The 19,099-nt window shown below is 34.1% G+C and carries 21 protein-coding genes and 1 pseudogene; 9 read left to right on the top strand and 13 right to left on the bottom strand.

Going from position 1 to position 19,099, the window contains the following annotated elements; genetic code table 11:
* Positions 1-5: 5 nt before the first annotated feature.
* The 8 genes from ACQKKO_RS19895 to ACQKKO_RS19930 form a co-directional block, all read right to left on the bottom strand.
* Positions 6-125, bottom strand: coding sequence for a class III lanthipeptide (locus ACQKKO_RS19895; RefSeq protein ID WP_369874407.1), 120 nt, complete (start codon positions 123-125; stop codon positions 6-8).
* 24 nt (positions 126-149) lie between these two features.
* Complete coding sequence (locus tag ACQKKO_RS19900) at positions 150-275, bottom strand: class III lanthipeptide (protein WP_497938233.1); 126 nt, start codon at positions 273-275, stop codon at positions 150-152.
* A complete protein-coding gene (lanKC, locus tag ACQKKO_RS19905; protein WP_498650246.1) occupies positions 226-2,844 on the bottom strand; it encodes a class III lanthionine synthetase LanKC in 2,619 nt (872 codons plus the stop codon). The genes ACQKKO_RS19900 and lanKC overlap by 50 nt, the downstream gene beginning before the upstream one ends.
* Positions 2,845-2,908: 64 nt before the next feature.
* On the bottom strand, positions 2,909-3,046 hold the full coding sequence (locus ACQKKO_RS19910) for a class III lanthipeptide (RefSeq protein ID WP_369874405.1): 138 nt from the start codon (positions 3,044-3,046) through the stop codon (positions 2,909-2,911).
* A 14-nt stretch (positions 3,047-3,060) separates the two neighbouring features.
* Positions 3,061-3,747, bottom strand: coding sequence for a trypsin-like serine peptidase (locus ACQKKO_RS19915; RefSeq protein ID WP_498650249.1), 687 nt, complete (start codon positions 3,745-3,747; stop codon positions 3,061-3,063).
* A 215-nt stretch (positions 3,748-3,962) separates the two neighbouring features.
* Positions 3,963-4,562: an NDxxF motif lipoprotein gene (locus ACQKKO_RS19920; RefSeq protein ID WP_498650251.1), complete on the bottom strand. Its 600-nt coding sequence runs from the start codon at positions 4,560-4,562 to the stop codon at positions 3,963-3,965.
* 1 nt (position 4,563) lies between these two features.
* Positions 4,564-5,136, bottom strand: a complete 573-nt coding sequence (locus ACQKKO_RS19925) for an HAAS signaling domain-containing protein (protein ID WP_369874402.1) — start codon at positions 5,134-5,136, stop codon at positions 4,564-4,566.
* Positions 5,114-5,443: a PadR family transcriptional regulator gene (locus tag ACQKKO_RS19930; RefSeq protein WP_369874401.1), complete on the bottom strand. Its 330-nt coding sequence runs from the start codon at positions 5,441-5,443 to the stop codon at positions 5,114-5,116. Before ACQKKO_RS19930 ends, ACQKKO_RS19925 begins: the two co-directional genes overlap by 23 nt.
* A 410-nt stretch (positions 5,444-5,853) precedes the next feature.
* Between ACQKKO_RS19930 and ACQKKO_RS19935 the strand changes: the two genes are divergently transcribed.
* From ACQKKO_RS19935 to ACQKKO_RS19950, 4 genes are read left to right on the top strand one after another with little or no spacing between them, the layout of a single operon-like run.
* A complete protein-coding gene (locus tag ACQKKO_RS19935) occupies positions 5,854-7,122 on the top strand; it encodes a sensor histidine kinase (protein WP_497938238.1) in 1,269 nt (422 codons plus the stop codon).
* A 1-nt stretch (position 7,123) separates the two neighbouring features.
* Complete coding sequence (locus ACQKKO_RS19940; RefSeq protein ID WP_498650254.1) at positions 7,124-7,747, top strand: accessory gene regulator ArgB-like protein; 624 nt, start codon at positions 7,124-7,126, stop codon at positions 7,745-7,747.
* A complete protein-coding gene (locus tag ACQKKO_RS19945) occupies positions 7,748-7,870 on the top strand; it encodes an AgrD family cyclic lactone autoinducer peptide (RefSeq protein ID WP_369874396.1) in 123 nt (40 codons plus the stop codon).
* Positions 7,871-8,593: a LytR/AlgR family response regulator transcription factor gene (locus ACQKKO_RS19950; RefSeq protein ID WP_497938240.1), complete on the top strand. Its 723-nt coding sequence runs from the start codon at positions 7,871-7,873 to the stop codon at positions 8,591-8,593.
* Between the two features lie 187 nt (positions 8,594-8,780).
* On the opposite strand, the gene ACQKKO_RS19955 is transcribed toward ACQKKO_RS19950, so the two are convergent.
* The 3 genes from ACQKKO_RS19955 to ACQKKO_RS19965 all read right to left on the bottom strand — a co-directional run bounded on the left by ACQKKO_RS19955 (position 8,781) and on the right by ACQKKO_RS19965 (position 11,707).
* Positions 8,781-9,893 (bottom strand): replication initiation protein, encoded by a 1,113-nt coding sequence (locus ACQKKO_RS19955; protein ID WP_497938241.1) that lies wholly within the window; start codon positions 9,891-9,893, stop codon positions 8,781-8,783.
* Between the two features lie 637 nt (positions 9,894-10,530).
* Complete coding sequence (locus ACQKKO_RS19960) at positions 10,531-10,950, bottom strand: hypothetical protein (protein ID WP_497938242.1); 420 nt, start codon at positions 10,948-10,950, stop codon at positions 10,531-10,533.
* Positions 10,937-11,707, bottom strand: a complete 771-nt coding sequence (locus ACQKKO_RS19965; protein WP_498650258.1) for a ParA family protein — start codon at positions 11,705-11,707, stop codon at positions 10,937-10,939. The genes ACQKKO_RS19960 and ACQKKO_RS19965 overlap by 14 nt, the downstream gene beginning before the upstream one ends.
* Positions 11,708-13,214: 1,507 nt before the next feature.
* On the opposite strand from ACQKKO_RS19965, the gene ACQKKO_RS19970 reads away from it, so the two are divergent.
* Together ACQKKO_RS19970 and ACQKKO_RS19975 are read left to right on the top strand one after the other, a co-directional pair.
* Positions 13,215-14,225: a hypothetical protein gene (locus tag ACQKKO_RS19970; protein ID WP_498650260.1), complete on the top strand. Its 1,011-nt coding sequence runs from the start codon at positions 13,215-13,217 to the stop codon at positions 14,223-14,225.
* A gap of 19 nt (positions 14,226-14,244) precedes the next feature.
* Entirely contained in the window at positions 14,245-14,508 is a 264-nt protein-coding gene (locus ACQKKO_RS19975) for a hypothetical protein (protein ID WP_498650262.1), read from the top strand.
* Positions 14,509-14,530: 22 nt separating this feature from the next.
* Here the strand turns inward: ACQKKO_RS19975 and ACQKKO_RS19980 are convergent, their stop codons facing one another.
* The gene (locus ACQKKO_RS19980; RefSeq protein WP_498650263.1) at positions 14,531-14,671 is read right to left on the bottom strand and encodes a hypothetical protein; all 141 of its coding nucleotides are present in this window, start codon (positions 14,669-14,671) and stop codon (positions 14,531-14,533) included.
* A 197-nt stretch (positions 14,672-14,868) separates the two neighbouring features.
* On the opposite strand from ACQKKO_RS19980, the gene ACQKKO_RS19985 reads away from it, so the two are divergent.
* Complete coding sequence (locus ACQKKO_RS19985; protein WP_497938278.1) at positions 14,869-16,104, top strand: DNA polymerase IV; 1,236 nt, start codon at positions 14,869-14,871, stop codon at positions 16,102-16,104.
* Between the two features lie 262 nt (positions 16,105-16,366).
* Here the strand turns inward: ACQKKO_RS19985 and ACQKKO_RS19990 are convergent, their stop codons facing one another.
* Entirely contained in the window at positions 16,367-16,723 is a 357-nt protein-coding gene (locus ACQKKO_RS19990; RefSeq protein WP_498650265.1) for a hypothetical protein, read from the bottom strand.
* Between the two features lie 235 nt (positions 16,724-16,958).
* On the opposite strand from ACQKKO_RS19990, the pseudogene ACQKKO_RS19995 reads away from it, so the two are divergent.
* Positions 16,959-17,030: pseudogene (locus tag ACQKKO_RS19995) on the top strand (YjcZ family sporulation protein); the annotation flags it as partial.
* 1,304 nt (positions 17,031-18,334) lie between these two features.
* Positions 18,335-19,099: NTTRR-F1 domain (locus tag ACQKKO_RS20000; protein ID WP_498650267.1), on the top strand; the 765-nt coding region annotated here is incomplete at its 3' end.

The raw sequence follows: 19,099 nt of genomic DNA on the forward strand, positions 1-19,099 counted from the left end.
GGTTTTTAGCAGAAAAAGATGCTTGCATGACTACTATTTTTACATTGGATACTTCTTGCAGATGCTTTATTTAACTGTACCTCTTTTGATACGTGTTCTTTTTGTAATGACAATACTTTGTTCATTTCATCTCTCCTCAAAATTAGTTTTTAACAAAGGAACCAGCTTGTATGACTCGAAGGTGCACAACCTAAGCTCAAACTTGATTTTTCTTTAGGATTGTCATCATCTGATCGATTCCTGTGCATTTTCTGTAACGCTAATACGTCCTTCATCTCTAATTTCACCTCCTTTAAAACATGAGGTCATGAGTACCTCATTTAAGTTAAGGACAGGTATCCATGAATAATTGTTTTTAGTAAGGATGTCGTTAACAGTAAGTAATAATCCAGATGAACCTGACATGATATCACCAGAAAGTCTGAAGCAAGTATCTCCGGGTACGAAGAGATATTCATCAGTTTCCATTAGATGAAGATTTAAAGTAAATAAGACTGAATTCACTAAACCTTCATTTCGGGTATATAACTCTAATAAATTTGAAATAGCTAATATGCCCGTAGTACCTTGAAACAATCCAGCATTATAAAAAGTTTTACTATTAGAAATTTTGCAAATTCCATCTAACTCTTTATTCCATTTCTGTTCATTTGTATTACTTTCTAACTCAGTTATTGCGATGGCTAATCCAGCACCTCCACCAGCAAGATAAGGAAGGATTCTAAAATCATCATCAACTTGATATAAACCATCATCATCAAATACACCAAGCTTTAAATCCTTTTCTAATGCTATTTCAGATAGAGTTAACCAATCTTTATTCTTTGTCTTTTTATACATCGCTGTAAAAAATAAAGAAACACCTGCCCAACTTGTCATAACTCCTTTGTTAACAACATCATAGTCAAAAGTAACTATTGGTGAGTCAGAATCAAGTTTATCTTTCAATAGTTCACCTATATGAAGACAATCCTTTAAGTACTGAGGGTCGTCTACCTCATAGCTAAATCCTAAAGCCGCTAGTCCTATACCACTAAGGCCTGTCACTAGCGAAATGTCATTTATCTCTTCGATTTGAATAATGACTGAATCATATAAATTTTTAGACTTATCATGATACCCCAATTCCCATAAAACAGTTGCAATTCCCATTTTTCCTGTAAAAAGACCATTTTCAAGTTCTAACAAGCGATTTAACTCTTGTTTTTCTACCCAATCTATTACTGTACTATTGACTCCTCCTGTGCGGTTTAAAGCCATAGCTACGCCAAAACCACCAGTTAATATATTAAAAAGTCCTGAATCCATTTCATATTGACGAATGTCCCCTGGTAAAAGTCGATCCTCATTCTTTAAATCTTTAATAATAGAACCACGTAGCTTTTTTTTCATTTCTGTAAGCTCGAAATTTTTCCTTAAATTTCCATAAGTTTCTATTAATTCTTTCATGGGACGCGATTGATAATAGGTACAAATTGTTTCAATTCGCTTAATTAAATCTAATGCCTCTGAACCGTAAACATCATACACCCATTGATTATGTATTGTATCCATATTCCAAGAAATATCTTGAACACTACCAATAGGTACAAAAAGTTGTTTAGTAATCCTTAACATGGCAAACCAGTCACTTTGTCTTCGGTTCATATCTTGATCTCCAATGAAGCCAGGAGTCATTAAACCAGAAAGTGTATCATCTATATCACTAGCTGTTTCAAAATCTATCAATCTTACAAATTCATCTGGTGTGATTATGATATTTGCTGGTTGTAAATCCCCCATACCAATACCATTTTCATGTAATTCTTCTATTGCTTCTACTAATTGATTAACAATATTTATACAAGATTCAACGAAAACTTTATTTTTTTTATCTGCCCCAAATGGATATTTCTGAACTAACCATTCTGATAATGATTGACCTTCTATAAACTCCTCTTCTAAGAAGTAATGTTCCCAAGCTTTGAAGGAATTGATTTTTTTCACTGGGTAAGTCGTATTTCTTAATTTTTCTAATACTTCACTTTCGTTTACAATTCGATTAAATGCATCTTGATCTTGAGCATCTACAGCGGTATATGGTCTACCTTCTTTTAAAATGGATTTTTTATTATCTTTGTTTATTGCTATGTAGACACCTCCACCGTTACTAAAATGAATGGCCTCTTCAACTTCGTAGTTATCAAGTGGAGAGGTAGTATCTAATTGGTCAACTTCTTCGTCCATTTTTTTTATCTCTTCAGGTTCCTCAACAAAGTCTGGAAGGGAGTAGTACGGTACCCTTTGATCTTCTATTAATTCACCTTTTTCGTTTTCTATTGCGTCTAATTTTTCACCATCTTTATATAGATATCTTGGTATAAATGCACCGTATCTAAAATAAATGTTGGAATCATACCATCTTTTATCATTTAAGATATATGGCCCAGGTTTAAGATGCTTTAACTCATTTCTCAATAATTTAAGTAGATATATAAACTGATTAGTGTCTTTAGGATAGATAGTTATAAACTTTCCTGATGATCCTCTATCCCCATACTTTGAGTCTTTCAACATTAATTCCATAATGCTTTTTACGTACTTAAAAGATATACTTCGTTCTATCATTAGCTCAAAAATTATATTTAGTGTTTCTTGAGCATCTTTTATATTTGTGCTTATATGTATTTTCCACCCTTGTTTAGGTATTGATTCATTTCTAACTAATATATTCGTCCAATGATCGCCATCTATCAATACGTATTCAGCTGGAACTGGGGGTAACGTTAACAACGTTTGTTTTGAGTCACTTGTCAAACCATAATAATAATTATTATTTATATACTTCAAATATCTATTGTCCAATGTGTCACCTCATTATAAGCACAAATTAAATAGATTAACTTGTGCTTATTTAATAGAATTCAAGTTATCTAGGGCTAACGCAAAAGAATATGCTTAAAGTACTTTCTTTTTTACAATTAACGCTTACATTAGAACCAGGTGGATCCCCTGCTACTTTAGATCTTTTTAAACTTTGTAAAGATAACACATCAGTTCTAGCCATTACTATCACCCCCTTTAAAAATTATGAATTTCTATATTCTCGAATCTTTTTTCATGACAACATGCATTTAGAAATATACTTTCTATGTGTTCACCCCAAAACGGTCCCCAAATAGTATCCTTAGCACTTTGGAAAGATAGACTTGTGTTAGAGAACTGAAAGAATTTATTCTCTCTTTCAGTAATCCAAGGACTACCTGAACTGCCTACTCCCATTCGATCTTTCAACCCTAACAAAGTTGATTTATGAATATGGTCTTCGAATGTCTTACCGGTAACTATTTCACGTTTTTTACTTCGTAATATACCTCTTCTAAAATATGGTATAATCGCCTGGTTTTTTTTTGACTTATTATTAAATATAGGTTCAATAAATGCGTCTTGATTAACTGGGGGCTTCTTTAAGGTAAGGAAAGCAGTATCGTGATCAACTATTCCATTACTTGTCCAATCTGAACTCATAAAAGATTTATCAATCTCATATTTTTGTCCAGAGTCAGAAATGAATACAATTTCATTTGCATACAATTGTTCGTACCAATCAAATACACAATGTGCAGCTGTAACTACCAAAGGTTCACTTATTCCTTTTATTATTGAAGCATTACTTATAAATTTTTTATTACCTTGTCTTATTTTTAATACTCCTGCTACACTTCTCATAAGCTCTTTATGCTTGGTGTTTTTTACTGTTAGACTCATAATTACTCATTCCTTAAACTAGGTATAATTTAATAATACTTGTCGAAAATTAAGTTCTCAATATTTTCCTTTTAAAGTATTGGTTGTTATTCAATATAGTTTTATACATAGTACTATTCTGAATATATGGAATTATTTAATGGACGTGTTAGTCTTGAACTTCATAAAAAAAAAGGACCAGTCTTTTCTGACTAATCCTTTATGTTATTCATTTATCATTTACTGAATGCTTTAGTATCAATGTTTTCTGTATCAAGAAAATCCTCTATTTTCTTTTGCTCCCTACCATTAACTACTCCATTGGTATTTAGAATTGAACTGATATTTTTTTTTGTTATTTTTCCATTAACAATATTTTCTTCGAAGGTTGAGAGGTTCTCATCTAAACTTTCAACAAATTCGTTTAGTGAGGTGATGTATAAACTAATACGTAAAACATCTACTTCATAATCCTTCGGAACTGTATTAGTTGTTATAAAATCATAGAAGTTATCGTCATTCTCTGTTGTAAGCTCCGAAAGAATATTTAACTTTTCTATGTCATCCTCGGTAAATTCTATATCCTCATACATATTCTCCTCATAAATTAACATCGCATTAAATAAATCTTCACTACTGTCTAAATATGATTGGATACTACTTTTCATTTCATCTTTGTTAATATCATATCCCGATTTTTCTGAGGTGAATATCGTTGGAATTTGAATATCTTCTATTTTAGATATTTCCTCGTCGTTTTCAATACTTTCTTCTGAAGAACATCCATTTAATAGATAAATACTAGAAAGCAGCAATATAGCCGCATATTTCTTCATATTACGATCTCCCCTTAACGATGGATACGTTCCACTTCAGATTTCTAATTGCAAGTTTTACGAAATGCTTACCAACGTAGTAACCTATTATTGCTAGTAAACATCCAACGACAAACGCTCTTCCAGCTTCAAAAATCTCGTCAAACCCTATTAAATGAAATCCATATATAAAACCAGCTACAATAGTAAGCAATGGTGCTAATAACATAAGAGGAACACCTATAATATATGCAATAATGAATGGGGATAATATTAGTAATGCAATGCCCCCCCCTAAAATCACAAAACAATTCAATACACTCAAACCCATAATTGAGAAGATCGCAGCTGATAAATTTTTAAAACTCTTTTTCTGTTCTGCTTTTTTAATTGCATATATAGCATTAAGTTCTTTAGCAATTTCCTCAGGTTTACCTAAGTTATTTGAGATTTCTATTTCATTTTGTTCTTCCCTAGCAGCATCTTCGTAATGAGTTCTGTATTCATCCATTACGTCTTTCTTTTCTTCTTCAGTCAAGTATTTGAGGTTTCTTTCTAAAATCTTCAAGAAATTATGTTTGTTCAATTTCACCATTCTCCTCGACAAATCGATTTATTATTAAAAAAAATTCATTCCACTCATATTTAAGAGCATTCAACTTTTGAGTTCCTTCTTGTGTAATTTTATAGTATTTCCTGAAGGGTCCTTCGTTTGATTCCTTATGATAGGTAGTCAAGTAGTTTTCGCTTACTAATCTCCTCAAAATTGGATAAACAGTCCCTTCAGATATAAGAATCTTACTGGATATTTTTTTTACTAAAGAGTATCCATATTCGTCATCTTTTTTTATTATCAATAAGACCACTAACTCAAGTACACCTTTTTTAAATTGAGCATTCATGTTTTATCACCATCGTTTACGATTATTATGATGCTATATGTACTTTGTAATGAATAGTACTGAGTTAAACATTGTACCTATGCATAATATGACCTTAATAAGAAATTGTGTCTTATTTTGTACTATAGATACTCAAAAACAGAATCTTATATGAGCAAATCAAAAAATCTTATCTTTTTCATCCATTAATTTCATTATAGATGTTTCAAAACATAAAATTTCATTCTTGATGTAACAGGGGAGATTCCTGAACTAACAGGGTAAGTAAATAAAATCAGAGGACGTCGGCTCCCAAGAAAATTTTTGAAAATAATCAATTTATATGGTTTTAGATGTTAATCAATGGTAGAGTATACTTATAAATGTCTATTGCATATAAGTATACTCATATTTCTTAGGAGAAAAACACTTTGACATTCTTAGTCGAGTTTTTAGGAGCTTTAATTGAAACAGTTCCACTACTGTTGATTACATTACATCTATTAAACCGTTTACATATTAGTAGATTACCCTTTCTTTTTCTTTTAAGTATTGTTACATCAATCTTTCTAACACTGTCGGCTAGTACGCCCTTAATAAAACTTCCATTAGCGGTTTTACTTCTTGCAATTTTAATTTCTAAGCTATATAAATCAAGATTTTCTTTTAGTTTGCTGTCCTTGCTTTTCAGTATGATGCTTTTACTTATCATCGAGTTATTAACTCTAAATTTTTTAAGCCCTTTTTATTCTGAATACACAACGGGTTTCGAATTCAGATTCTTTACTGGATTAATAAATAGTTTATGCTTATTTTTAATATTTTTACCTCTATATTTGTTCGATTATAGTTTTGTTCCTAAAAATGAGATTAGTAAGTTGCACCACCCTAAATTTTGGTGGGTTTTGCCGATATCTATTGTGCTATTCATGCTTACAGTGTCTAGTGTAGTACAGAGCGGTTTAACAATTCTCGTTACTTACATGGTACTAATTGTTTGTATTTCATTTATTTTCTTTATGAGGAACATGATATATAAAGTTAATGTAGAATCTGAGAAACTAATGCAAAGAGAGCAAGAAAAAAATGCAAATAATTATCTGAAAAGTATTCGAGCACAACGTCATGACTTTATTTATCAACTTAATACAATAAATTCTCTAGTTTATTTAAATAAAATTGATGATTTAAAAGTTTATTTAAGTAATTTGACTGATGAGTTTAAAACAACCTCAGAAACCTTACCTTTACATTTTGCTTCTGTATCAGGCTTACTGATCCAATACAAGCAGATTTTCAAGAAAGACGGGGTTAATTTAAATATTGTTATTGAAGATGATTTCAGTAAAGTCCCAATGCCAATCCACCAGTTTAATAGTATCATTGGAAATCTTCTACAAAATTCTTATGAGCATGTTATCCTTCATGAAAATTGTAGCAAAGAGATAACAATTAAATTTATGCGAGATAAAAGCTTGATTTTGGAGGTTATAAATGAGGTGAACATAAGTACTTTAAAGCTAGATAAATTATTTATAGATGGTTATAGTACCAAGAAAGTTCATAAGAGCGGTATAGGTTTAAATAATGTAATGACTAGTCTAAGCAATTATAAAGGTATGTTGTATCCAGAGCTGAAACATCAAACACTTAGCATGTTTATTATATTACCTATCAGCAGTAATGAAGGGAACGATTAAAATGATTACCCCCTTTGCAGTTAGTAATCAATTAACAGAATATGTAGTTAAACAAGTGCCAGAATATAAAGTAAGAAAAGATACAATTCGATACGGATTAGAATGGACTATTTCAATTGTTATTCAAATAACATTGGTAACAATAATTGCTTCCTTACTCGGAATTTTATCAGAGGCTTTAATCACACTTCTAACAGGTGCAGTTTTAAGAGCTTTTGGAGGTGGAGCACATTTTAAAAGTTATACAAAATGTGTTATGTATAGTTCATTTATTATTCTTTTTATCTCGATACTTGCTGGCAGTTTCTTATTTCTTAATTTTATTCATATTACACTTATTTATATTTACGCTATGTATATATACATATTGAAAGCTCCTGTATTACATAAGACTAAAATTTTATTTAATGAAAGAAAAAAACTTAAGTTTAAAGTGATTTCGTTAATTTTTCTTACAGTGTTGTTCTTACTAACAATACTTATAGTTGAGAGCAGTCACTCCAATCATTCACTAATAACATGTTTATGGATATCAGTTCTATTCCAGTCTGTCTCACTTACAAATGTGCATCATAGTATTACAGATTGGTTAGATATAAAAACTACAAAGAAAGGGGTATATTAAATGAAAATTATTGCGAAAATTATCGGTAAAGTAGGAATTATGGCCTCTAAGGGTACATTAGCATCTTTCTGGTTTGCTTATGAACCTGACTTACCAAATGAAAAAAATAGTGATTCTAATTAAATGACTAGGTTAAACATACTGGCTATAGATGACGATCCTCTTCAACTAGAATTTTATAAAGAGATCTTCAAGGAGTCTCCTTATAAACTAGTTTATACTTCTACAAGCGGTGAACAATTACCTAATATTCTTAATAAGGAAGAGGTAGATGTTGCATTATTAGATATTGAAATAGCATCTTACTCTGGATTTAAATTAGCTGAACACATCAATCAAAATCATGAGAACATCAAGATAATCTTCATTAGTAGCTATAAAACATTTGCTTTAGATGCTTACAATTTTTATCCATTAGATTTTATAGTGAAACCAGTTGATGTCTTTAGATTATTTCAAACTTTAAATCGTGTTAGTCACTTAGTGGCTGATCAACATGCTACTCGAATTGGTGTTCAAATATCAACCGGTTTTTCACTAGTAAAGATAGAAGACATTCTTTTTATTAATAAATCTTTTAATAAAACTGTCCTCCACTTATTAAATGGTGAAATAATTGAAAGCAAAGACAAACTTGAAATATTTGAGACCAAATTAGGAAAACATAAATTCTACCGTATCCATAAATCTTATTTAGTTAATCTAAGTAAGATTAAAAAAATCCAAAAAGATGACTTTATGAATTCGTTTAATCTCATCTTATACGATTCTTCAAGCACATTACCAGTTAGTAAGCACCGCGTAAAAGAACTAAAAGAATCAATAGTTAAACAGTATAGTTTCTAAATGAAAAGGTTAGCTCTATTTATTTCTAATTAACTAATAAACCATTTAGACCGTCTCATTTTGAGTAGTAAGAAACAATTAACATTAACACTATTCACTAATACTGAACAGTGTTATGTATCAGTTGTGGAAGTATGTATTATTTTAATATTAAATAAAACCAGTTAAGGCTCCGACTTAACTGGTTTTATTTATTTATAGATTGTTTTGCTGCTTTATTTGCCTTCAAAGTGTTTAATAGCTCCTGAAACTCCTGAGCAGCAACATCTTGCTCATTTTCTTGATGACCTTCTTCGTTGGATTCGTTAACCCACTTTGGAAGAGTATCTTTTCGATTATTCTTTTTAGGTTTTGCTTGCTTAGTTGTTACAAAGTCTTCATTGATCGCTTTCACTATGTAGCCACTTAAGTTTTCAATATGGTCTACGTTCTTCTGGTGCAGGACATAACTAATATTATCCTTTATTCGTTCTTCAGAATACTCCTCAGTAAGCAGCTTAGCAACATTTGGCCGGATTCCCATACGAATGATTGCTGCATACGCTGTTTCTTCTGCTGTGTCATTTAGAAGGACCTCACTAAAGAACGTATCGTTTCGTTCTATGTAAAAGGTAACACCTACAACCTTTTTACCTTTTTTAATTTCTTCAATTTCAAACTTTATGTCTGTTTTTTCTTCAAGGTCTTTTTTAGCCTTATTAATCACTTTACTTTTAAGGTTTGCATAATACTTATAAGCATTTGGTGGCACCACTAAAAGCTCGCGCAACTCTTCAATACTAAACGATCGTTTTTTTAGTTTTTCAAACGATTTTAAAAGCTCATAGATACGTACAGAATAGGCACTCTGTAGACTTAGAACATTCGTTAACTTAAATCCCGTATAATTGCGTTTCAAGTCTAATAGATACGGTCTAAGCTTTTCTGAGAATTCCAACTCGACAAAGCCTTTTCCACGAAAATATTCTGAGCTGGAGAGCCAGTTTACGACAAGTTTTGATTTATCGGATTGGATCACTACCGTTTTCTTTTGAAGCTCCGTCACGGTTTCTTCCACTTTTTTATAGAAGTTGCTACTTACGATCCCCATCATATCTGCAAGATCTTTTACTCGAATACGGTGAGTCCGGAAATTCTCATCTTCCGGTTGTACTAGAGATGCTAGAGTAAAAATAATTTTCTTCTCATTGGCTGTTAGGTCTTGTGGAGTACTTATGAGCTCGTTCGATTGCGAAACGATGTACTCGGACGAAACAGTAGATGTCTCTAATAAACTAAGTTGCTCTGAATCCATCGACATAGAACTCCCTCCCTCAACACTACCTTAACTATATACTGGAACGAAACCGAATTTCTACTCTCCTTTTGGTTATAGTTGATGCCTATTTCTACAAAGGTCTGTTCCTTCAAGGAAAAATGATCCATAATAGTTTGTTCTTTTTATAACTATAACCAGATGGAGAGTCAACCAAAGTCTTAACTATAACTAATAGAAGAGTCGTTAAAGATTATCCTCCAGCAAAATACACGATTATACAAATAATGTATTGAAAACTTACAGAAATTGTGTTAGTTCGCTTAATGACTCTCTTATTGGTTATACTTCACTCTTCTTTTGGTTATAGTTGACTCTCCTATTGGTTATACTTCACTCTTGCTTTGGTTATAGTTTAACTCTCCTACTGGTTATACTTCACTCTTGCTTTGGTTATAGTTGACTCCCCTATTGGTTATACTTCACTCTTGCTTTGGTTATAGTTGACTCTCCTACTGGTTATACTTCACTCTTCTTTTGGTTATAGTAAAACGCTAAAACCCTTGTCCAGTCTCTAGTAGCGAGTCTAGTAATCAAGTAATCAAACAATCATAGTAATCAATTAAAACAGAATAAATCATTATGTTAAACAAACAAGAGAAGTTGTTTTGTTCTTATTTTCTTATTCATTGTTTTTTTCTATCTGATCTAAGAACTCTTTTAGTGCATGATTAACTAGTTTCGTCTTAAATCCTCTTTTTTGTCCCTTTGCTAGAGCATCTAAACGTTCAAGTAATTCATTTTGTATTAGAAACGTCCCGCGAGTATGAGTGTCTTCGACTGTAGGTTTTTTGTTAGTTACAGTAGACCAAAAATCGCTAGATGATTCATCCGTTTCAACAACTTCGGTTTTACTCTTACTATTATTTGTTACATTTAATTGCTTATTTTCAGTGTTATGATTATCTGTTACGTTTAACTGTTCAGTTTCAGTGTTATCTTCTTTTGAATGATCTTCTCCAAAGAATGCATAGGCAGCAGTCTTTTTCTGTTCTTTATTTCTCATAGCAGCTCGTAGATCATTTTTTTTATTGGCTGACACGGGACTTCAACTCCTTTAGAAATTTTGCATGATAGCTAAATGCTTGTTTTGATTCCGGCGATTCAGCAAGTCCGTAGATTGGAAGTCTACCAGTTGTCGCCCGTCGATGAATGACTGTATCAAAAACAAGATCGGGATAATCTTCTGCAATTAAATTCACCATCATGGTTGAATCACTTCTCCGAGAATCCGCAAGTGTCCGTAGAATACCAGCTATACGAAGATCTGGATTTATACGTTCTTTGGCAGCTTCAATCGTCTCGATGAAACGAGGGACCGCAGAGTAACAAAACTTACTAGTCTCAAACATGATGACAACATCATTTGCTACACCTAATGCATTAATCGTTTGTTCTGATAATGCAGGAGGAGTGTCGATAACAATATAGTCGTAGTAATGCTGGACTGACTCTAAACAACTCTTTAAAGCAAGAGAAGGATTTCCTTTGTATTCTCTGAAGAGAAACTGAGGGATGGTTGCTAAATAGTCATCAGCAGGTAGTAAATGGAGCTGATCATCAATCATTTTTATGTAGGGTCTTGCATCGCCTTTCTTAATGGCCTCTAAAACAGTCTCTCCTTCAAACTCAGCCAAGTCTTCTACACCGCTTAAGAATTGAGACAGGTTACCTTGCGAATCCATATCTACGGCTAGGACACGAAAGCCTTCTTCTTTCAATAGAAAAGCAGTAACGCCACTTGTCATGGTTTTACCGACTCCACCTTTTTGAATACCAAACATGATAGTGTGTGCCATATTATATAATCACCTCACAATGAAATATAACATGGTTTAGTCATACTAACAAGTAAAACTGAACAGTATTAATGAACATTAAAAGTATTCATATTAATTAATACGAAATAGATTACTTATTAATTAAGAGAGTTTAAAAACAGTATCATTGAAGAGTATAAGTTAAAAAAGGATACTGTTCATTCTTACATTTACGTTTAAGTGGTACTACAAACTGAACATTAAACGTATTAATTAGTTTTAACATTATTAAGTTTAACGTTTCATTAATATGATTAATGTTCAGTATTACTGAATATAGATTATGTTACAGTAAATATTTAATTTGGTGTATAGAGAGATATATAGAGAATAGAAAATTAAATATAACCAAAAGGAGAGTCCCTAGGTGACTCTCCTTTTGGTTATATTAACAATCTAAACCTAAAATTTATATTAAGTACAACTGTTCATTAATACTTAATATATTAAATAAAAAGTATTAATAAACCAACTAGGCTAGCATAGAGCACTTGAGGCTTATTCATACACGCAATTTCATATAAGTAGATGCACACTTGAAGTTTACTAGTCAGCTTTTAAAAATACTAACTCAATTTGTTTGATCATATCATAGCAATCAACAATATTTAATCTGGTACAGTTAGAGTGAAATTTAATGATGTAATTGTATTTTTGAAGATAAACATAGTCATTACGCTTTAATTAAGAGGATAGAGAAAGGTGAAAATGTTCTTAATCAATGAATATATTCATTATTACTGTTCAGTGATATGTAATACGTATACATATCACTGAACTACTTTATGGTTACTTTTAAATGAACACTAGGACTTTCGTTTATTCATATAGTAGTGCTATATCTAATAGATTTGATAGTTCAAAATTTAGCTTTCAAATAAAAAAAGTAGGATCTTCCGGCACAGGAGATCCTACAGTATATATCGTAAGCTTGCTGTTACGGTAACCCTCACGATGAAGGCCATATCATTCAAATTGTCGACCATTAAAGCCACACATTCAGAGTCTGATTAATGTAACATCGATCCATTTTTAAATAGAGTTATAATTAATATTAGCGCGAGTAAAACCCACATATACATAACATTTAAACTATTACATAATACTGTTCAGTGAAATGTAATAGTATTATGTAATTTCGTTTTTATTTTTTTTAGTCTTTCTAAGTACTGATAGATTAGGGTTTTTAAATCTACAGTTAGTATAGAATGACAAAATGCTTAATGTGAGGGGTTCACATTCTAACAAAATATGCTAGGATTAAACATAATACATACAAAAATAAACAAAAAACCCCCACTGCATTTTTAAAGTTTGAACTGTTTGGCGACGGTAAACTTTAAAAATTCTACATCAGTGATGGAGGCTTTTTTCTGTACTCATATTTAGTTATGATTAAGTTAATCATATCATAATAATGGCGTACATTAAAGCTTTTTCCTCTATTTATTGCTGGATGTTAGTGGGCATAATTGGAGGATTTTTTATGTCGTACAGAAATCTGTTACTACATGAATGTCGTTCACTATCCAGGTTTAAGAGCCTTGATGCGTTTAACGAGTCATTCATGTATGCCATGAAAGAGTATAAAGACCAATTCAGTAAAAGTGAATTGGTAGCAATTAAAGAGATCAAGAACCGTGGTGTAGCTGCTTACGGTGTGGTAGGAGCCAAGCTAGGAACCATTATTAAAGATGCTGCACACCGTTTAGGTTTTATTTGTCCATCACGCCGTACCTTTGAGCGCGCGATCACGAAGGCGAAAAAGCTAGGTATCTTAAAAGTGGTCAATCGGAAACAAAAGGACCAAGCCGGGAAGGAAAAAAATATCCTCGGTCATAGTATTTATGTATTTGAATTGTTTTCGTCTGATACACAAATGGCGGAGCGAGAGCCGGAAAAATTGGCGGAACGAGAAAATGCTGAAGACCCTTGTCCTACTAGTCATTCTGACGAGAAAGAGGAGTCTGATACTAGTGAGTTTAATGCTCGTTCTTTAAAATCTTTAAAGATACGTACCTTAGACGCGTCTTTCACTCCATCTTATGTACCTGTTGAATTTAAAGAACATGTACAAAGATACTTTGATAATGCTGAACTGATTAAAAATCTATGGCTGCGTGTGAAGATGGATAAGAAAAAAGAGAGTAAACGCCAAGCACAGGTGGAGAAGAATGGCGGAACTCTAGCAGACTACTACGCATTAGAAGTATTGGCCGCAAAAGAGGCATTTAAACAGACGATCTATGCGAAAAAGAAAAATAGAATACAATCGAATCTGTATAAGTATTTCTACGGAACCTTTCACAATGTTCTCGCGAAAGAGATCAATGTTCACTATCCGAATACAGATAATCCATTCTTAAAAGCGATGGATGTCATCTTGAACATGAAAGATGCTGCGGTGAAACCAAAACAACAAGTGACAGCTTTATTTAGCCATGAAGAGGAAACCACCTTAGATGATTTTGAGGCGATTAATGCGGAATTTAACTAACCACGAAAGGTTGATGTATATGTATTCGCAAGCGCAAGAGTCGGTAAAGTCGTTTATCTTTAGTCCGAAAATCAAATGGTTCGTGATCGTAGGCGTGGTTCTTTTCCTTTTGGCGACGTATACACAAGAGGTGTTGCTACTGCTCGGAGGACTGGTGCTGTTGTTTATGGGAGGCGTGATGCTTTATCTTGTAGGGAAGTACGTCATTCTGATTGGATTGCTGGTGGCTGCAATTGTTGGATTTATTGCGATCATAGGCTTGATACTTGGAATCTTTTTATAAAAAAGAGCCTTGAAAGGCTCTTTTAAAGAGGTATATCTACTTTTGACGAGGTAGTATTCAGAGGTATATCTACCTTACTTGCTTCCTGTTCAACCAATGGTGAAAAAAAGAGGGTTGCGACGATAACTATAGCTGGAACAACCAACATTAGTTGTTTTCTCATGCGATGTTCACCCCCTTATCAACTAAACTAATTTTTAATTTAGTTTTAAATCGATTGGCGAGTTCGGTATATTTCAACGTTTGCTCGTAATGATCATATTGTTTGAAAAAGTAAGATACATCCAATGCGAGTTCAGCAAGGGAACGTATATTCGTATATACTAGTTATAGATATACGATCGGTGAGGTGTATGATGAATGAGTGAGGTTATTTTTTTAGTGGATATGCAGAGTTTTTACGCCTCCATTGAGGTGGCAAAACATCCTTCTTATGAGGGAAAACCACTCGTTGTATCCGGTGACCCAAATAGACGAAGCGGCGTGATCTTAGCCGCCTCAAAGGAAGCCAAGAAATACGGGGTTAAAAATGCGGAACGTCTATGGGAAGCGCATCAAAAATGTAGTGATTTAATCGTCGTCCCTCCTCATATGCAAGACTACATCGATGCGTCGATGGAGATAACCAGGATATTAAAAGAGTATACCGATCTCGTCGAACCCTACTCAATCGATGAACAATTTATGGATGTTACCCATTCCAATCATTTATTCGGTGGCTATATGCAAACCGCAAAGAAGATTCAACAGCACATATGGGATACCATGCGTGTAAGAGCCAGGGTAGGGATTGGAGCCAATAAAATATTGGCCAAACTTGCTTGTGATAATTTTGCAAAAAAGAATGAGTCAGGTATTTATGAACTAAAAGCGGAGAACCTGGAACACACGCTTTGGAAACTCCCGGTTGAAGATATGTTTGGCGTAGGAAATCAAATGAAAAAACACTTATACAATCGAGGGATTCGAACCGTTGGCCATTTAGCCAATACCGATGTCGAGTTCTTCAAGAAACGTTGGGGGATACATGGCCAAGTCTTATGGATGAGTGCAAATGGGGTCGACTATTCGCCCGTCAAAACCTCCACACACGATGGCCAAAAAGCGATCGGGCATGGAATGACTCTTCCTTATGATTACGCGACGCGTAAAGATATTTGTGTGGTGTTATTAGAGTTGTGCGAGGAAGTGTGTTTGAGAGCGCGAAAAAACCACGTTCAAGGGTCGACGGTTTCATTAAGTGTAGCTGGAGCCAATTATGAAGTGCGAACCGGATTTCACCGTCAATTCACGATGCCCTATGCAACGGACTCTTCCTTAACGGTATTTAAGTATGTGTGTCAGTTGCTTGATCAATTTTGGGACCAACAGCCTGTACGAAGAGTCGGCGTATCCTTATCAAAGTTTACGAATGGCGACGCGATACAACTTGATTTATTTGATCATCATCAGCAGCAAGACGACCGACAGCTTGGAGAGGTCATGGATGCGATCAAAGCAAAATTCGGTAAAACTTCGATTTTACGTGCTTCTTCCTTACTCCCAGCGGGTCAAGCGTTGGAGCGAGCGGCGAAGATCGGTGGCCATTACAAGTAAAAACATATTCATATTGCATATGTTAACGTCAAACCCCCTAGATCTTAAGAAAAAGATCGAGGGGGTTTGGTACGCGGGCTGTAAAGAATGAGACTAAATATAATATGTGCTTTTCATGTTTTTGTTTTAGGAAAATAGCCCAATACATAAGATTTGGGCACGTTATTTGTAATTTAAGGTACAAAAGAAATAAAGATGCCTACGCTATGAAAGGGCGTAGGCATCTCTTGGGATCATTTTATAACTCCCTAGAGGGAATTCTTTAAACAGTTACACTTACAGCTGAGATATCTTTACAATAAATCTTTGTAAAGGTAGTAGTTCCCGTTGTTACTGGTGGTACCGGATTATTATATACAGCTAAAGTCACGATAGAACCATGAATTCCAACAAATCTAGCAGTTACAGGAGCTGAATTTCCTTCTAATCGAACTGTTACTAGAGTACCAAATGCAATGTTTTCGAAGAAAGTTTTACATTTTGATTCCTTATGGTCGTGCCACTTCTTCTCCGAGTCATCATGCTTTTTGTGATCATCATGCTTCTTTTCCTTGTGGTCACAAGAACAATGTGATCTATGCCCCTTGCTCTCACCTTTAAGCATTTTCTCCCAATCCATTTTAATTTCCCCCTTTCAATCGTCATAACAACACTATATGAGCTTGTTCAAACTCTGCTTAGACGAATTATCCTGGCAATTTTCATTAATTTAGTAGTTTGTTAGACTGTTATCTTTAGAAAGCAAGAAACAGTAAAGGCGTATTATTCAATCTATCAAAAAATAAATGTAAGACTAGTCCATCTTATTCTTTCCTTCATACATTACAAAATGCGATTAAAAAGGAGGTGAAACTATGGGTTACTACAACACTGGTGGTTTTGCGCTGATCGTTGTTTTATTTATTCTTTTAGTGATTATTGGAGCTTGTGCAGTTGGAGGTAATAATTATCCTTCTGGTAAGGGTGGCTATGATTTTGATGAAGAATAAACACTAAAAAGAACATTTGAAAAAGACCAACGCTGATTATTCAGCACCGGTCTTTTTCTTTATAAAGTAAATGAAGTGAAACATACATAAATTATCCCTTTTATCCTATTAAGCATTTTTATCCTTCTAACCCCTGGAAAGGTTAATAAAAAGGTTGAATGGGAACTATATATAAATCCCCTATATATTTGATATTTATGAGCCAAGCTACGGTTATATCGTACTTTGGCTTTATTTTTTTGTATTATTGTCCATATGTATAACCCCTGACGCTAGTTGTCAGGGGTTACTTCAATTAAGACCGGAATACGCAGCAAACCCTTTTTCGTAAGGTTACGGTATTTTACTCGACATGGCAGTGGGTCGATCTCAACACAATTTGTATCTTCTTTTCGTACTTTGGCTATGGAATGGAGACTTTTACGCAACGGAATGCTTGCATGTTCAATCGTACCTAAATAATCGCCTTTTTCATCGGGTCTCTATTTTCCGAACGAAATAATACATTTCAAATTTACTCCTATTCCAATAATTCCACATACCAAATTGTTATAATATCCCCAAAAGAAGGAGAATGTTTAAGCCTCTAAAAGAGTGAATGAATAAAACCCATAACTGGGTTAGGGTCATGGGTTCTAAAGAAGTAAATTAACCGTCTTTGTTTATGTTATGTTTTTGGTCTAAAGATGGTTCATCTAAGTTCTTTTATTTATCTAGTTTGATAAGAGCAGATTCTTGGGAAGTATATAAAAGGAAGGATGAGAGTTTTATTAAAATCCCTTCGCTTTGATATACATAAGCCAAATCGCGTAAGTTAAAGCGATTTGGCTTTTTCTCGTAATATTAAAGAAAACAAAATCCCCCTTAATGCTCCTATTAAGGGGGAAGGTAGAGGAGAAGCCTTACATCAGGGCAAAATTGATGTAAGAACTTACTACAATATTTTATTAACTGTAAGCACTTTTAGTTACAATTATCGTATTTTTTAATAAAGGATTCTTGCTGTTCTGCTAATCGGCAAATTTCTTCCTGGTCACGTTCATTTACCTTTTCGACTTCTTGCGAGTATCGGCCATGCAAAGTATTTAGCTCTGATCAGCTTTCTTCTATTAAATAGGTCCCGGCTCCTAACCACGTGCTGAATTATACATTTACATAGGCATATCGAGTTTCCAACTTCCATCTATCTCCATAGGATATTAAAGTTTTGAAATTATTAAAGCATCTTTTAGGAGGAAAATATGTTAATTAACCGTCTATTAAACAGTGGTTTTGAAACGGGAACGTTGATTCCATGGATTGTTACAAATGGTTTTCTTACTACGTCCTTTAGCCATACAGGTCTCTATTCGGTTCAACTTTCAAGTGCTACAGGTGCAAGTCTTTCTCAAAATGTTGCTGTAGACCCTGGTGAAAGTTTCGAGGTGTTGGCATCACTTGCAAGAACCACTGGATTCCCCTCTCCGCAAGTGGTTTTAACGGTACAATTCTTTGATGCAGCATTTAATGCTGTGGGGACGTCTACTTCGGTGGTAATTGAGACATCTGGTTTACCAGTTGTTCAAAATGAAACATGGTTCACTGTGTATGAAACCACTCCAATTGCACCAGTGGGAGCAGTCTCAGCAACCATTGCCTTTACTATTACTCCTATTGTTGGAGGGTCTGATATTGTCATTGATGACGTGGCACTGATTTCATCTACCCAGTTATTTGTCCCAAGTGGCCCACCAGGCCCAACAGGTCCAACAGGTCCAACAGGCCCAACAGGTCCAACGGGCCCAACAGGTCCAACAGGCTCTACAGGTCCAACAGGCTCTACAGGTCCAACAGGCTCTACAGGTCCAACGGGCCCAACAGGTCCAACAGGCTCTACAGGTCCAACAGGCCCAACAGGTCCAACAGGCTCTACAGGTCCAACAGGCCCAACAGGTCCAACGGGCCCAACAGGTCCAACAGGCTCTACAGGTCCAACAGGCTCTACAGGTCCAACAGGCTCTACAGGT

Source organism: Alkalihalobacillus sp. NPDC127517, from assembly GCF_050276055.1.
Classification (GTDB): Bacteria; Bacillota; Bacilli; order Bacillales; family Bacillaceae_D; genus Alkalicoccobacillus.